Annotated in this window: 15 protein-coding genes; 8 read left to right on the top strand and 7 right to left on the bottom strand. The window is 54.2% G+C overall.

The window, feature by feature from the left end; all coding sequences use genetic code 11:
- Window positions 1–190: 190 nt before the first annotated feature.
- The 4 genes from H7F20_RS03510 to H7F20_RS15920 all read left to right on the top strand — a co-directional run bounded on the left by H7F20_RS03510 (window position 191) and on the right by H7F20_RS15920 (window position 3,691).
- The gene (locus tag H7F20_RS03510) at window positions 191–1,903 is read left to right on the top strand and encodes a GMC oxidoreductase (RefSeq protein ID WP_185784744.1); all 1,713 of its coding nucleotides are present in this window, start codon (window positions 191–193) and stop codon (window positions 1,901–1,903) included.
- Window positions 1,903–2,553: a gluconate 2-dehydrogenase subunit 3 family protein gene (locus tag H7F20_RS03505; RefSeq protein ID WP_185784743.1), complete on the top strand. Its 651-nt coding sequence runs from the start codon at window positions 1,903–1,905 to the stop codon at window positions 2,551–2,553. Before H7F20_RS03510 ends, H7F20_RS03505 begins: the two co-directional genes overlap by 1 nt.
- 11 nt (window positions 2,554–2,564) lie before the next feature.
- Window positions 2,565–3,476 carry a hydroxypyruvate isomerase family protein gene (locus H7F20_RS03500; RefSeq protein WP_185784742.1) on the top strand — a complete coding sequence of 304 codons (912 nt, stop codon included), beginning with the start codon at window positions 2,565–2,567 and terminating at the stop codon, window positions 3,474–3,476.
- Window positions 3,477–3,562: 86 nt separating this feature from the next.
- Entirely contained in the window at window positions 3,563–3,691 is a 129-nt protein-coding gene (locus H7F20_RS15920) for a hypothetical protein (protein WP_255443969.1), read from the top strand.
- Window positions 3,692–4,054: 363 nt separating this feature from the next.
- On the opposite strand, the gene H7F20_RS03495 is transcribed toward H7F20_RS15920, so the two are convergent.
- The 4 genes from H7F20_RS03495 to H7F20_RS03480 all read right to left on the bottom strand — a co-directional run bounded on the left by H7F20_RS03495 (window position 4,055) and on the right by H7F20_RS03480 (window position 8,918).
- On the bottom strand, window positions 4,055–6,535 hold the full coding sequence (locus H7F20_RS03495) for a ribonucleoside-diphosphate reductase subunit alpha (protein ID WP_185784741.1): 2,481 nt from the start codon (window positions 6,533–6,535) through the stop codon (window positions 4,055–4,057).
- A gap of 120 nt (window positions 6,536–6,655) precedes the next feature.
- A complete protein-coding gene (locus H7F20_RS03490; RefSeq protein ID WP_185784740.1) occupies window positions 6,656–7,642 on the bottom strand; it encodes a ribonucleotide-diphosphate reductase subunit beta in 987 nt (328 codons plus the stop codon).
- A gap of 500 nt (window positions 7,643–8,142) precedes the next feature.
- Window positions 8,143–8,718, bottom strand: coding sequence for a hypothetical protein (locus H7F20_RS03485; protein WP_185784739.1), 576 nt, complete (start codon window positions 8,716–8,718; stop codon window positions 8,143–8,145).
- Window positions 8,715–8,918: a hypothetical protein gene (locus H7F20_RS03480; RefSeq protein WP_185784738.1), complete on the bottom strand. Its 204-nt coding sequence runs from the start codon at window positions 8,916–8,918 to the stop codon at window positions 8,715–8,717. The genes H7F20_RS03485 and H7F20_RS03480 overlap by 4 nt, the downstream gene beginning before the upstream one ends.
- Window positions 8,919–9,260: 342 nt before the next feature.
- On the opposite strand from H7F20_RS03480, the gene H7F20_RS03475 reads away from it, so the two are divergent.
- Entirely contained in the window at window positions 9,261–9,995 is a 735-nt protein-coding gene (locus H7F20_RS03475) for a LytTR family DNA-binding domain-containing protein (protein ID WP_185784737.1), read from the top strand.
- A 27-nt stretch (window positions 9,996–10,022) separates the two neighbouring features.
- Window positions 10,023–11,942 (top strand): tetratricopeptide repeat protein, encoded by a 1,920-nt coding sequence (locus H7F20_RS03470; protein ID WP_370588468.1) that lies wholly within the window; start codon window positions 10,023–10,025, stop codon window positions 11,940–11,942.
- Window positions 11,943–11,947: 5 nt separating this feature from the next.
- On the opposite strand, the gene H7F20_RS03465 is transcribed toward H7F20_RS03470, so the two are convergent.
- A complete protein-coding gene (locus tag H7F20_RS03465) occupies window positions 11,948–12,517 on the bottom strand; it encodes a DUF3109 family protein (protein WP_185784735.1) in 570 nt (189 codons plus the stop codon).
- A gap of 122 nt (window positions 12,518–12,639) precedes the next feature.
- Here H7F20_RS03465 and H7F20_RS03460 point away from each other — a divergent pair, with 122 nt between their 5' ends.
- Both H7F20_RS03460 and H7F20_RS03455 read left to right on the top strand, forming a co-directional pair.
- On the top strand, window positions 12,640–13,212 hold the full coding sequence (locus tag H7F20_RS03460; protein ID WP_185784734.1) for a MarC family protein: 573 nt from the start codon (window positions 12,640–12,642) through the stop codon (window positions 13,210–13,212).
- Window positions 13,213–13,240: 28 nt separating this feature from the next.
- On the top strand, window positions 13,241–13,444 hold the full coding sequence (locus H7F20_RS03455) for a hypothetical protein (protein WP_185784733.1): 204 nt from the start codon (window positions 13,241–13,243) through the stop codon (window positions 13,442–13,444).
- A gap of 103 nt (window positions 13,445–13,547) precedes the next feature.
- On the opposite strand, the gene H7F20_RS03450 is transcribed toward H7F20_RS03455, so the two are convergent.
- On the bottom strand, window positions 13,548–15,170 hold the full coding sequence (locus tag H7F20_RS03450; RefSeq protein ID WP_185784732.1) for a S41 family peptidase: 1,623 nt from the start codon (window positions 15,168–15,170) through the stop codon (window positions 13,548–13,550).
- Window positions 15,160–15,612 (bottom strand): dCMP deaminase family protein, encoded by a 453-nt coding sequence (locus H7F20_RS03445; protein WP_185784731.1) that lies wholly within the window; start codon window positions 15,610–15,612, stop codon window positions 15,160–15,162. The genes H7F20_RS03450 and H7F20_RS03445 overlap by 11 nt, the downstream gene beginning before the upstream one ends.
- Between the last annotated feature and the right edge of the window lie 31 nt (window positions 15,613–15,643).

Genomic DNA, 15,643 nt, shown 5'->3' with positions numbered 1-15,643 from the left:
TGGTTAGTTATTGGTCTATTCGGCCCTGCCGGGCGGCAGTATGTTAATCCTTGATTCAAGGTTTTCGCACTCATTGCATTATCCTTATATTTAGGCCTTCTTTGATGCAAAACCCTAGGATTTATGGGCGTTTAAATGTAGAAAATTAATTTAATATTTAATACTTTTAAGAACTAAACAATCATTCTAGATGAGTAAATTCTATTACAACCAGGAGCAGGATTCCTACGACGCCATCGTGGTTGGCAGCGGGATCAGCGGAGGCTGGGCCGCTAAGGAACTCTGTGAGGCGGGCCTGAAAACCCTCGTACTGGAGCGCGGCCGGATGGTCAGGCACATCGAGGATTATCCCACTGCGAATATGGATGACTGGGATTTCCCCCACGGTGGCCAGCTCCCCAGGGAGGAAGCCGCCAAGCAGGAAAAACAGGCCCGGACCGGTTACACGACCCGGGCCCAACACAACTTCTGGTTTGTCAATGACCTGGAGCACCCTTATAACGAAACACAGCGGTTCGACTGGATGCGCGGGTACCACGTGGGCGGACGCTCCATCATGTGGGGCCGGCACAGCTACCGCTGGAGCGACATCGATTTTGAGGCGAACCTCAAGGAAGGCATCGCCGTGGATTGGCCGGTGCGTTACCGGGACATTGCACCCTGGTACGACAAGGTCGAGGCCTATATCGGGGTGACGGGCGAAAAGCTTGGGTTGCCCCAGCTGCCGGACGGGGTTTTCGAACCCATGATGGAACTCAACTGCGTGGAGGATCATTTCCGCACCAAACTGTCCGAACAGTACGATGACCGGGTGGTCACCGCGGGCCGCGTGGCCCACATCAACAGCGACAAGCAATACGAGGGCCGCAACCGCTGCCAGTTCCGCAACCGCTGTATCCGCGGTTGTCCTTTCGGGGCCTATTTCAGCAGCGTGTCGTCCACGCTGCCGGCCGCCGAGCGTACGGGCAACCTGACCCTGAGACCGGATTCCATCGTACATGAAATCGTCTATGACCCGGACACCAAAAAAGCAACTGGGGTAAAAATCATCGACCGCATTACCAAAGAGGAATTTGAATTCAAGGCCAAGGTGGTCTTCCTCTGCGCCTCCGCGATCGCCTCGTCCTCCATCCTCATGCAGTCCCGCTCCGACCGCTTCCCGAACGGCCTGGGCAACGACTCGGACCAGCTGGGGCGGAACATCATGGACCACCACCTGAATGTGGGGGCCTCTGGAAAATTCGACGGGTACGAAGACAAGTATTACAAAGGCCGCAAGCCAAATGGGATCTACCTGCCCCGTTTCCGGAACCTCGGAGGCAAGACCAACGTGGACAGCTTCAAACGCGGGTATGGATACCAGGGGGGCGCCAGCCGCGGCAACTGGGAGGATACCATCGGCGAGTTATCCCATGGGAAGGACCTGAAAGAGGCCATCCTCAAACCGGGGGGCTGGACCTTCGGCATGGGCGGCTTCGGCGAGGTACTGCCCTACGAGGACAACCGGATGACCCTGGATTTCGACAAAAAAGACCAGTGGGGGCTGCCTACCGTGACTTTTGATGCCGGCTACAAGGAAAACGAACTGAACATGCGCCAGGATATGATGGAACAGGCGGCGGATATGCTCGAAAAAGCAGGCTTCCGCGATGTAACCCCCTTCAATGGCCAAAGCGCCCTTGGCCTGGGGATCCACGAGATGGGCACTGCCCGCATGGGCAGGGACCGCCGTACCTCTGTGGTGAATGCCTACAACCAGGTGCACGATTGCAAAAATGTCTACGTGACCGACGGGGCCTTTATGACGTCGGCGGCCTGTGTCAACCCATCGCTCACCTATATGGCCTTTACGGCCCGCGCAGCAGACCACGCTGTAAAAGAACTCAAAAAAGGAAACATCTAATGGAAAGAAGAAAAGCCTTAAGAAATATGGGAATGGCCATGGGTTGGACCCTGGCAACCCCAACGGTAATGAGCATCCTGCAAAGCTGCCAGCAGGAAGCCGGGCCCACCTGGACCCCGGTATTTTTCAGCCCGGCAGAAGGCGGGGTATTGTTGCAACTGGTGGATATCATCCTGCCGAAAACCGATACCCCTTCGGCTTCCGAGCTGCAGGTGCACGCCTTTATCGACAGCTATATGGAGGCCGTGCCCCCCAGGGCCGAACAGGACTTCATGAAAATGGCTATGGGTGCATTTATTGCGAAGGCACAGGCGGATTCCGGAAAGGAAACCGCTGAAGACCTGACCGCAGAGGACCTGGAGCCCGTACTTGCCGAAAGCCTGGCCAAACGGAGCCCCGAGGAAGAGGCCGTGATCATGGAGGCCATCGGCTCTTACCAGGAAGCAGTGGAATCCGGGGAGGAAGCTACCCTGGACGAAGCCATATCCCGGTATAGTTTTGCCAACAACCTGAGGGGCGCAACCATCTGGGCCTTCAAGAGTTCCGAATACATTGGGGAAGAGGTGCTGGCCTACCTGCCGGTACCCGGCGAATATATCCCCTGTGGCGACCTGAACGAACTCACAGGCGGCAAGGCCTGGTCCATCTGACCCAGGAGGTTTTGGAACGCAGGAAATTCATACGCAATACAGGGCTTGCGGCTGCCCTGGGCGCCGCAAGCCCTTTTTCATTTGGCCAGGCTCGGCAAGCACGCCCCCAGGAGGGCTTCACTCTGGATTACGCCCCCCACCTCGGGATGTTCAAGGGCAGTGCCGGTGACGACCCGCTGGATCAATTGCGATTTATGGCCGATGCGGGTTTCCGTTCGTTTGAGGATAACGGGATGCCCAACCGGCCTGTGGCCATGCAAGAAGCCATGGCCCGGGTAATGATGGAGCGGGGACTTCGGATGGGGGTCTTTGTGGCACATGCCATCTATTGGGATAAACCAAACCTGGCATCCGGGGATCCGGCCCTCCGGGAGGAATTCCTGGAAGAGATCCGGGCAGCCGTAGACGTAGCCAGACGCGTCAATGCAAAGTGGATGACGGTAGTGCCCGGTCACCTCGATTTAAGGCGCGATATGGGCCATCAGACAGCCAGTGTGGTTGAAAGTCTCCGACAAGCCGCAGATATCCTGGAACCCCATGGCCTGGTCATGGTGCTGGAGCCCCTGAATTTCAGGGATCACCCCGGCATGTTCCTGAGCGGGTCGGCCCAGGCCTATGAAATTTGCCGTGCTGTAAATTCCCCTGCCTGCAAAATCCTCTTTGACATTTACCACCAGCAGATACAGGAAGGCAACCTCATCCCGAATATCGGGGCCTGCTGGGACGAAATTGCCTATTTCCAGATTGGCGACAACCCCGGGCGAAAGGAACCAACCACCGGGGAGATCAACTACGCCAATGTTTTCCGGTACCTGTTGGGCCGGGGTTACAACGGGATCCTGGGAATGGAACACGGGAATTCCATGGAAGGAACCCCCGGAGAGGAAGCAGTGATCCAGGCCTACAAATCGGTCGACCCCTAGCAGTTCATCGAATTTTTCTTACGTCTTATCGCTTTTTGTCGATATTATTGTACATTTCGTCCTGAACCCCGAAAACCTGGAAAGCGATGACCCAGATCGATACCTACCTTCTTGTACTACTGACCTACATTTCCCTCTATTCCGTAGCGCATTTTGCCTATAAGAAATTCCGGGCCCGGATGTCCGGGGAGCCTTCCGAACAGGAAATGGGATAGGCGCTGTCAACAACTTTTTCAGAAATTTCTGCCGGCCGTGATCCGGGAAGCTGATTTTTTGCGTAATTAATATAGGTGACGCAATCATGGAAAATTATTATATCATCCTATTGGGCTATCTGGCCGTTTTCCTGGTGATCCGCAGCATTGTAAAGCCGATGCTCGAAGATTAGCCAGCCAGGTTCCCGTTTCGTAAGGTTACTTCCACAGAAGTATCCTCAGACCGCTATGCCGGTAAGAAAAACACCTCAGCAGTTCCTGCAAGTCGCAGTCCGCTGAGGCATTTTTTTTGAAATAAACACTAAAACTGCCGGGGGGCCACAACGGATTTCCTCCGCCCGGGCCCAACCAGCGGGCTCCTTCTCAGGAACCGCACATCAGGCATTCGTCATCGGGTTTCCCGGAAGCTGCCTTAGCCTGGGCGACCAGGGCTTTCATCTCTTCCGGCGTCATGGGCTCCGCGTCGACGTCCTGTTCCTTGACCGGCGTTGTCTGTACCTTCAGGCTTTTTGCCTTCTCGGGTACGGCTTCTTCCTGGGCCACTGCGACCACTTCCGGTGTTTCCTCCTTTTTCTTGGTGTTGTCCAAAGTAAACTTGATGGCATCCACGGCCGATTTGGTACGCAGGTAATACATACCCGTCTTCAGGCCGCTCTTCCAGGCGTAAAAGTGCATGGAGGTGAGCTTGGCATAGTTTGCATTTTCCATGAACAGGTTCAGGGACTGGCTCTGGTCGATAAAGTAGCCGCGTTGCCGGCTCATGTCAATGATGTCCTTCATGCTGAGTTCCCAAACTGTCTGGTAGAGCTCCTTGATCTCATCCGGGATCGCATCGATATGCTGGATGGACCCGTTTGCCCGCATGAGTTCCTGCTTCATGTTCTCATTCCACAGGCCCAGGGAAACCAGGTCTTCCAGCAGGTGCTTGTTGACCACGATGAATTCCCCGGAGAGTACCCGGCGGGTATAGATATTGGAGGTATAGGGCTCAAAGCACTCGTTGTTCCCCAGGATCTGGGAAGTGGAAGCCGTTGGCATGGGTGCTACCAGCAGAGAGTTCCGCACCCCGTGCTTTTTGATGCTCTTGCGGAGTTTGTCCCAGTCCCACCGGCCGGAAAGCTCCTCGTCCTTGATGCCCCAGAGGTTGTGCTGAAACTGGCCCTGGGAGATCGGGCTGCCCTTGTAGGAGGAATACGGCCCTTCTTCCTTGGCCATCTCCATGGAGGCAGTAGCAGCCGCATAATACAGTGTCTCGAAGATTTCCCGGTTCAGTTTCTTGGCTGTATCGCTGGTAAACGGCAGCCGCAACAGGATAAAGGTATCCGCAAGGCCCTGCACACCGAGGCCCACAGGCCGGTGGCGCATGTTGGAGTTTTCGGCCTCCACAATCGGATAGTAATTCCGGTCGATCACCCGGTTCAGGTTCTTGGTCACCCGCTTGGTTACCTTGAAGAGCTCTTTGTGGTCAAATTCGCCGTTCTTGATGAACATGGGAAGGGCAATGGAAGCCAGGTTGCAGACCGCCACCTCATCTTCCGCCGTATACTCCATGATTTCCGTACAAAGGTTGGAGGATCGGATGGTGCCCAGGTTTTTCTGGTTGCTCTTGCGGTTGGCAGCATCCTTGTACAACATATAGGGAGTCCCTGTTTCGATCTGCGATTCCAGGATCTTCTCCCAGAGTTCGCGGGCCTTAATGGTTTTCCGGCCCTTGCCTTCTTTTTCGTACTTCAGGTACAGTGCCTCGAATTCCTCGCTGTGGGTGGTATACAGCCCCGGGCATTCATTCGGGCACATGAGCGTCCATTCGGCATCGGATTCGACCCGCTTCATAAAGAGGTCGGAGATCCACATGGCGTAGAACAGGTCCCTGGCCCGCATCTCCTCTTTTCCGTGGTTCTTTTTCAACTCGAGGAAATCGAAGATATCCGCATGCCAGGGCTCCAGGTAAATGGCAAAACTCCCTTTGCGCTTGCCGCCGCCCTGGTCCACATAGCGGGCTGTATCGTTAAATACCCGCAGCATGGGCACCAGGCCATTTGAGGTACCGTTCGTCCCGGCAATATAGGAACCGGTCGCGCGGATGTTGTGGATGGACAGCCCGATGCCGCCAGCCGATTGGGAGATTTTGGCCGTTTGCTTCAGCGTATTGTAAATGCCGTCGATACTGTCGTCCTGCATGGCCAGCAGGAAACAGGAAGACATCTGGGGCTTGGGCGTCCCGGAATTGAACAGTGTTGGGGTGGCGTGGGTGAAATACTTTTTAGACATCAGCTCGTACGTCTCACGTACCGCTTCCAGGTCGTTCAGGTGGATGCCCACGGAAACCCGCATGAGCATGTGCTGGGGCCGCTCCACGATTTTGCCGTTGAGTTTTAACAGGTAGGAACGCTCCAGGGTTTTGAAGCCGAAATAATCGTAGCCGAAATCCCGGTTGTAGATGATCATGGAGTCCAGTTCGTCGGCGTGCTTCCGGATCACTTCAAAAACGTCGTCGGCCACGAGCGGGGCCTTCTTGCCGGTGCGGGGGTTTACGTATTCGTAGAGGTCCTTCATGGTTTCGGAGAACGACTTCTTGGTGTTCTTATGAAGGTTGGAGACGGAGATCCGGGCGGCCAGCTTGGCGTAATCCGGATGGGTCGTGGTCAGGGTGGCCGCGATCTCAGCGGCAAGGTTGTCGAGTTCCGAGGTGGTTACCCCGTCATAGAGGCCCTCGATGACCCGCATGGCTACTTTGACCGGGTCTACCAGGTCGCTCAGGCCATAGCACAATTTGCGTACGCGGGCGGTAATTTTATCGAACATTACCGGCTCCTTCCTGCCGTCTCTTTTTACTACATACATGTGTTTCTCGTTTTTAGTGTTTAGTTATCGGGGTCACCCCGCCCTGTTAAAATTGTTAACATTTAAAATCAAGCACAGAAAAAAGCCCGGAAGCCCGGACTTTTCGGCTTTGCGTATTCCCTAAAAGTCCGCGTCGAAGCTGATTTTCTGGGAATCTGTATCCTTTTCCTTGTTCATTACACCGGCCTTCTGGTATTCGGAGACCCGTTTCTCAAAGAAATTCGTTTTCCCCTGCAGGGAAATCATGTCCATAAAATCAAAGGGGTTGGTCGAGTTGTACACCCTGTCGCATTCCAGCTCTACCAGCAGGCGGTCGGTGACGAACTCCAGGTACTGGGTCATCAGCTTGGCATTCATCCCGATCAGGCTGACCGGCAGGGACTCGGTGATAAACTCCCGCTCGATGTCCAGGGCATTGGTGAGAATCTGGGTAATCCGCTCCTTGGAGACCTTGTTGATCAGGTGCTTGTTGTGCAGGTGCACGGCATAGTCGCAATGCATGCCCTCATCCCGTGAGATCAGTTCATTGGAGAAGGTGAGGCCGGGCATCAGCCCGCGCTTCTTCAGCCAGAAGATGGAACAGAATGCCCCTGAGAAGAAAATCCCCTCCACCGCGGCGAAGGCGATCAGCCGCTCGGCAAAACTCGGGGATTCGATCCATTTCAGGGCCCAGTCTGCCTTTTTCTTGATGGCCGGGAAATTCTCAATGGCCTGGAACAGCAGGTTTTTTTCCTTTTCGTCCTTGACATAGGTGTCGATGAGCAGGGAATAGGTTTCCGAGTGGATGTTTTCCATCATGATCTGGAAACCGTAGAAGAACTTGGCCTCCGAATACTGCACCTCGTTGACGAAATTCTCGGCCAGGTTTTCATTGACGATCCCATCCGAGGCCGCAAAAAAGGCCAGGATGTGTTTGATGAAATACTTCTCGTCATCCGAAAGCTTGTTGTTCCAGTCGCTCAGGTCCTGATGCAGGTCGATCTCTTCAGCAGTCCAGAAACAGGCCTCACATTTCTTGTACCATTCCCAGAGATCGTGGTGCTGGATCGGGAAGATTACGAAACGGTCCTTATTTTCCTTCAGAATAGGCTCTTCAGCTGCTGACATAGTGCGGGTTTTAATGAATTAAAAAAAGTGTGATTTTTCCTTGCTATAGGGACTAACAAAGATTGCAAAAAGGCTTCAAAGGCGAAAGCCGGTTTATCCGGATTGCCCTCAAAGTTTTTAACACAAACTGTTGAAATCTAGCCTCACAAGCCTCGATACGGCAGATGCACCGCTTAAAAATTTTTGGCGGTTCTTCCGGGGGTCATTAAACAAAAAATAAACCGAACAGTTGCTTATAAAAGCATACTGTTCGGTCTATTCCCCGGGCCCGGTAATTGTCAAACGGTACGGCCCCCGCTTCAGCGTAATGCGCTTGCGATTGTTGATCTAGGTAGTTCCCCCGAAACCTAAAAATCTAACAGCTACCAGGTCCATAAAAGGACCGGCTTGCAAAGCGCTCTGATGCCTGATCGCAGCCGTTAAGGCGATGCGAACATGAGGAGCCGTACTTCCTGTTTGACAAATTTATTTTCCAGTATCCGATACGTTATCCTTTATCTTCAGTTCAGTTGCTGCGTATACAGCGGACGGGCATTAAAACTTCCTTTAATCCGCATGGTATGGCCATTTTCATCCATCAGCACCATATTCATATCTCCGGTCACCTCTTCCTGGGTGGCATTCGTGATCGAAATACTGCCCGACTCCGTAAAATACAGGGAGGATTCCTCCTGAACCACATCGGCATAGCCAAAAACCGTGCCCAGCCGACTGATAAGCCCTTTCTCCTGGGATTCCACCGTGTATTGTTCAGCCCGGATGCCCGCCAGGTCCTCCGGAAGGGGAATCATAAAACCAAAGCCGCTTCCGTTCCCCGCATCCGGATTGATAAAATGCAGTTTGAACACGGATGCCGGCTTGCGGCCGGACTGCTGCTGTGCCAGTTCAAAGTATACGGGGCCTTCAAAATATTGGAGTTCACCGTCCTGTACAGAGGCAATGCGGTATTTCCCGGTAACCATCGGGCTCTCGGGCAACAGGTTCCCCGGTGCAATATGTGAAATACTGCCAAGCAGCAACAGGGCCACGATGGCAACCCCGGTTATGCGCAGGATCCATTTATTCCTGTAGCTCACGGGTTCACCTGCTTTGGATTCATCTCATCGATTTTCGTTTCAGCGGCATCCGACATTTGCCAATTGGTTTCACCGGTCCTTACCGAGGCTGTCTCGGTACCTTCGAAGGTTTCCGGATCCCCCGCCGTACTCCCGTTGGAAAATACTGCTAAAAGCAGGGCAGCAACCAGTCCCAGGAAAAAATACAGGCAACGTTTCATTTTCAATCGGCTTTGCGTGTCGCTAAAACTACTGGTAAGGTATACCCATGGCAAGCCGACCCGAGGCTAAAATGTATAATCGGGTAAAAATTCTGTATAAACCGCATCGATTCTGCCGGGGGATTACCCGGCCCCGCCGTATTTACAGCCGCCTGCTCAGGTAGGCAGTCGCCATGCGCCGGCCCCCGGCCCGCGGTCCCGGACCCATCCTTCAACGCGCCGACCGGTTTCAGTTCATTTGGCACCATTCATAAGTCGATTGCTGCCAATGGCACATGTTAACGGGGCGCGCAACCGTCGGCCCTGTAATTTTGTTTAATTTAGAGCGTTATATTCAGTATTATGTTAGAGGCCGTAATCGTAGACGATGAGGAAAAGGCGCTCCAAAGCCTTCAATGGGAATTGACCAATTTTTCCAATGAAATTTCCGTGGTGGCATCCTTCACTGACCCCTTTGAAGCACTGGCCTACCTGGACAAAAACCAACCGGATTGCCTGTTCCTGGATATTGAGATGCCAACCATGGATGGCTTCCAGTTCATCCAGAAAATGCAGAACCGGGATGTGGCAGTGGTCATTACCACAGCTTACAACCAGTATGCGATCAAAGCCCTGAAGAACGAAGCGATAGATTACCTGCTCAAGCCAATAGATTCGGATGACCTCAAGGATACCATCGCCAAGATACGCAAACACCATTCCCGGGGGGTAAGCGCCGAACGCCTGGAAAAGATCCTGCTGAATCACAACGCGGCTTCCTCCCAGAAAAAAATCACCCTGAGCACAGACGGAAAACTGGTGTTCCTGGAAAACGACGACATCGTCTATGCCGAATCGGACGGGAACTACAGTACCATCTTCCTGTCCGACGGGCAAAAAATCGTCATGACCAAAAAATTAAAGGAAGTCGGGGAGCTCCTGCCCTCGGATTCCTTCTTCCGGATCCACAACTCATTTATCATCAACTTAAACAAAATCAAAGAATTCCTGAAAACGGACGGGTACGTAATCCTGAAACCCAATCACAAGATCCCTGTCTCCCGTCAGAAAAAGTCGGATTTCCTGGATCTGATATAAGCTATCCCCCGCATGCGCATACACCCTGTGAAGACTCTAATCCCCCTTTGCCTGTTTGCACTTGCCCTGCAAGCGTCTGCCCAGGGCATCCCCTCCGTGTTCCGGGAGGTTGCCGACAGCCTGATCCGTGTAGAGCCGAAATCCCACACCGCTTTTGAAAAGGCGCTTGAACCCTATCGCCGGGACACCGTGCTGATGAAATATTTCATCCGGGAGTGCGAGATGGCCGGCTTTACCGTTGGCACCGCCTTCGGGTTTGAACAGGTGGCGGGAGCCTACCAGAGCATCGGGCGATATGCCCGGGGAATCGAATACTATTCCCGGGCGCTGGATGCCGCCAACCAATCCAAAAACCGCGAATTCCAGGTGGTTGTCCAAAACCGGCTCGGGATAACCTACCGGAAGATGGAATCCATCCGATCGGCCCTCGAATACCACCAGAAGGCGATGAACCTGGCGGAATCCATCGAAAACCCCAGCAATACCATAATGGTCGAAAGGAATAACGCCATCAACGGTATCGGGAATATCTACAGGCTGATGGGGCAGTATGGGTTGGCAATCGAATATTTTCAGCGTTCCCTGGAATACGATGGGGAGTTGGGCAACCTGCAGGGGCAGGCCTCGAATTTCCTCAACATCGCGGAATGCCTCGAAGCCATCGGCGACCACGACGGCTCCCTGGAATATTACGAAGACGCCCTGCAGGCAAACGAAACAATGGGTTCCGATCGCGTCGATATCATTGCCAAATATGGCATAGCCCATGTCATGGCCCATGAAGACCAGGCCAACGAAGCACTGGCTTTGCTGGAATCCGTCCTGGCCAAGGGAGAAGCCTTGGGGGACCCCGAAATACTTTCATCCCTGTACCTGCAAGTGGGCTGGGTCCTCACCATCCTGGATCGCTATGAGGAAGCGCGCAGTTACCTGTTGCGGAGCATCGGGATCTCGGAGGACCTCAACATGCAGAGCAACCTGCACTCGGCCTATAACTACCTCCACGACATTGAAAGGGCCAGGGGGAATTACCGGGAGGCCCTGGCGTACTACAAAACTGCCGAGACCGCGCGAAGGCGCATAGCCAATACCCAGATCAGCAACTACGTCACCGAAATGATCTCGAAGTCCGAGGCGGAGGAAAGGATGGACCAGATCAAGTTCCTCAACCAGGAGAACCAGATCGTCAAGCTCAAACTGAGGCGGAACCGGACCACCCTTTTGGTGGGGGCCCTCCTACTGGTGCTATTTACGCTGATCCTGTATATCCTCTACCGGCAATACCAGCTCAATAGCGAGAAAAAGATGCTCACTCTGGAACAGAGCATGCTGCGAAGCCAGATGAACCCGCATTTCCTGTTCAATTCCCTGAATTCCATCAAGCTCTATATTATCAACAACGAGCAAAAAAATGCCGTCCACTACCTCAATAAATTTTCCAAACTGGTACGTAAAATCCTGGAGGCATCTTCCCTGAAGGAAATCCCCCTCGAGGAAGAACTGGAAACCGCGGTGCTCTACATGAACATCGAGAATATCCGCTTTAACGGGGAAATCGATTTTGCCGTGGAAACGGAACCGGAGATCAATACCAGCCTGATCAAGATCCCTTCGCTGATCCTGCAGCCCTTCCTGGAAAATGCGTTGTGGCATGGGTTGTCTTCGGTGGAAGGCCCGAAAATAATCCGGATCCTCATCCGGAAAGAACCACAGGGTTATATCACCATTGTGATCCGCGACAACGGCATCGGCAGGGAAGCTGCAGAAAAGGTCCGGGAACGCCGCGTGCTCAAGCGGAAGTCGGTGGGCATTTCCATTACCCGGGAACGGCTGGCAAACTTTTCAAAGGACTATCAGAACAGGTACTCGATTGATATCCGGGACCTCCACGACGAAGAAGGGAACCCGACAGGGACCGAGGTGGTCCTGAAAGTGCCTACTGTTTAAAGAGCCTACTGATTGAGGTGCCTGGCGGCTACCAACTCCAGCTCGTCGTACCAGGCCTGCCCGAATTTCCGGATCAGGGCTTCGCGAACAAATTTGTAAATGGGGACCTTCAGTTCCTCCCCAAGCGAACAGGCGGGGTCGCAGATATGCCATTGGTGGTAGTTGACGGCTGTAAGGGCGGTGTATTCCCGGATACGCACCGGATACAGGTGGCAGGAAAGCGGTTTCTTCCAGTCGACGGCCCCCTCCCGGTAGGCTGCCTCGATCCCGCAGAGGGCCTTATCGCCGGAAAAAACGACGTAGGCGCATTCGTTCCCATCGATCAGCGGGGTTTCCCAATCGCCGTCCTCGCCTTTTACGTAGGGGCCCTGGGCTTCGATTGCCTCCCGCCCTTCCTTCCTGAGGAAGGGACGGACTTTAGTGTAGATCCGTTCCAGGATTCCGCGCTCCTCTTCGGATACGGGGGCCCCCGCATTCCCGTCCACGCAACAGGCGCCTTTGCAGGCCTGGAGGTCACAGACAAAATGCGATTCGAAAAGCGCTTCTGAAACAACGGTTTTTCCCAGTTCGAACATCGATGGCAATTTTGGACAAAGATATTCTTTTACCCCCTAAAAACAGGATTGAAAAAATCTGGTGCCGACCGCTTTTTTATCCTCGGATTCCCATTACATTTGCACGCCAAAAATCAGAAGCCATGAATTTCAGCCTTCGCGAAATCGCCTCCGCAACCATGATCCTGTTCGCCGTTATCGATATTGTGGGCAGCATCCCGATCATCATTGACCTGCGCAAGAAAGCCGGGCATGTGCAGTCGGGAAAGGCCACCCTGGTAGCGGCCGTTATCATGATTGCCTTCCTGTTCATCGGGGAGGAAATCCTGAAATTGATCGGCATCGATGTAAATTCCTTTGCCGTGGCAGGGTCTTTTGTGCTGTTCTTCCTCGCCATCGAAATGATCCTGGGGATTACGCTCTACAAGGATGAGGCCCCGGAGGCAGCATCCATCGTGCCCCTGGCCTTTCCGCTTATCGCCGGGGCAGGGACCATGACCTCCCTCCTTTCCCTCCGGGCGGAATTCGATGTGGTCAATATCATTGTCGCTATCATTCTGAACTGTATCTTTGTCTATGCAGTGCTGAAAGCCTCGGCCCGTATCGAACGGGTTCTCGGCCAGAATGGCCTCAGCGTGATCCGGAAGGTTTTCGGGGTCATCCTGCTGGCCATCTCGGTAAAGCTGTTCGCCACGAACATCAACGGGCTCTTCTGACCGGGTGGCCCAAAAAGCCGCAAATGAAATGAATAAAATCGTCCTGCTTGTATTGATTGTCCTGGCCCTGGCCCTGATCGGCTACAACGTCACCATGTTGGACACCGATAATCCGCTGGAAGGCGACAGCCTGGTGGCCCTTATCGGGATTGCGGCCGCACTTTGCGCCATTGTCCTGCTCCTGATCTACCACACCGCCAAACGCATTCAGAACAAACTGGACAACGAATAGCAGGTGGCCGGGAGCTTCGGGTAGTCAGGTGCCCCAATAGGTGCCCCAATCGATTCCGCGGGCGGGCGACTTAGCCGCCTTCAGGCCACCGTGATATCCGTTTTCAACTATCGGGTTCAGGCTCCATTTCCAGCTGCGGCCGGTCCAGGTCCCGCACTTTCAACAACATGGAATCCGTGGGCGCCAGGATGCGCGCCTTCAGGTCGGGGGAGAACAACTGCTCGGCAATCCCCGCCTTGATGTAGGTCTTCAGCAAGTCCTCGTAATCGTAGAAATCAATACTCAGTTTAAAAGCCGACAGGAAATCCATCAGGCGTTCAAAGAGGATGTCGTCCGTGTGGAATTCATTGTAAAACCGCATTTCGTCGTAGTCGGAATAGCGGGTGCGGTCCTCCTCCAGGTGGTCAAAGACAAACCTTGAGAAATACCCCCTGGAATCCAGGGCGGCTATAGCCTCCTCTTCATTGCTGCCAATGGGGACGAATACGTCCGGGATGATCCCGCCTCCCCCATAGACCACCTTGCCCCCGGGGGTTAGGAATTTCAGGGAATCGGCCACCCGGATGCTGTCCACGGAAGTGAGTTCCCCATTGTGGTAGCGCTGGGTAAAGCGGTCGTAGTAGTCCTTGTTGCCATTCTGGTAATCCCGCTGTATGGAGCGCCCGGTGGGTGTGTAGTACCGGGAGACCGTCAGGCGGACCGCCGAGCCGTCGCCCAGGTCCATTTCACGCTGTACGAGCCCCTTCCCAAAGGAACGCCGGCCCACAATGGTGCCCAGGTCGTTGTCCTGCAGGGCCCCTGCAATGATTTCCGATGCCGAAGCGGATCGTTCATTGATCAGCACATAGACCGGCTTGTTCTCAAAGCGGCCCCTGGAGGTGGCGTAGACGGAATCCGTCTGGCCTTTCTTATTCCGGGTAAAGAGGATGAGCTTGCCCTTCGGGAGGAAGGCATCCGCGATCTGCTCGGCGACGTTCAGGTATCCGCCCGGGTTGTCCCTCAGGTCCAGGGTCAGCTTCTCGGCCCCGAGTTGCTGCAACCGCCCGAGGGCGGCATCGAACTCCTCCGAGGTGGATTCCGCAAACCGGTTCATGCGGATATATCCCATATCCGGGGTCAGCATATAACTGGCATCGATACTCCGGATCGGGATACGGTCCCGGGTCAGGTTCACGGCAAAGATGCGGTCTTCCGTTTTCCGGTACACCTGCAGCTTCACGGGTGATCCCTCCTGCCCCTTGAGGCGGGAGACGATCTGGGAATCCGGCATCCCGCGCCCGTACAGGGTGTCCCTGTCCGCCACCAGGATTTTGTCCCCGGGAAGCAGGCCGGCCTTCCGGCTGGGCCCTCCGGCAATGGTCCGGGTAATGGTAATGGTGTCCCGGATCGTGTAGAAATTGATGCCGATGCCCACAAAATCCCCCTTCATGTTCTCGGAAACCCGCTTCATTTCGGACTTCGGGATGTAGACCGAATGCGGGTCGAGTTTGTCCAGGATGTTGTTTACGGTAACGTCGACAATACTGTCGGTATTTACCTCGTCCACGTATTCGTAGTCGATGTAGTCGATCAGCCGGTTTAGCTTGTCCTTTTTGGAATTGGTGGTAAAGAGTTGTTCCGGGGTATCGTTGAAATGGAGCTTGCCCCCCACAAAAATCCCCAGTGCCAGCGCAAAGGCCACCACCGCCGGTCCGATGTAATAGCTTTTCTTCAAATCATTCTTCATTTACGGCCACCGAAATGTCTATTACAGGCAGGTGTACCAGTTTCACGCCCGCGCGATCGAGGAACTGCAGGCCCGAATCGTCCTTGTAGGCTTTTTGATAGACCACCCTCCGGATGCCGGACTGATGGATCAGCTTACTGCATTCCCTGCAGGGGGACAGGGTAATATAGAGGGTGGCCCCTTCGCAGGACTGGGTGGAGGATGCCACCTTGGAGATCGCATTGGCCTCGGCGTGCAGCACGTACCATTTGGTGTACCCCTCCTCGTCCTCGCAAAAGTTCTCAAATCCCGTGGGGGTGCCGTTATACCCATCGGAGATAATCATCCGGTCCCGGACGATGATAGCCCCTACCTGCTTGCGCTTGCAATAGGAAAGCTTGCCCCACTCCTGGGCCATGCGCAGATACGCCTTGTCGTATTTCTCCTGTTTTTTCTCCTTCACTGTATACGCTATAACGCAGCCTGCCGGAAAT

The sequence above is a fragment of the Robiginitalea sp. SC105 genome (assembly GCF_014243345.1).
GTDB lineage: Bacteria > Bacteroidota > Bacteroidia > Flavobacteriales > Flavobacteriaceae > Robiginitalea.
This window is presented reverse-complemented; position numbering and strand designations above follow the sequence as displayed.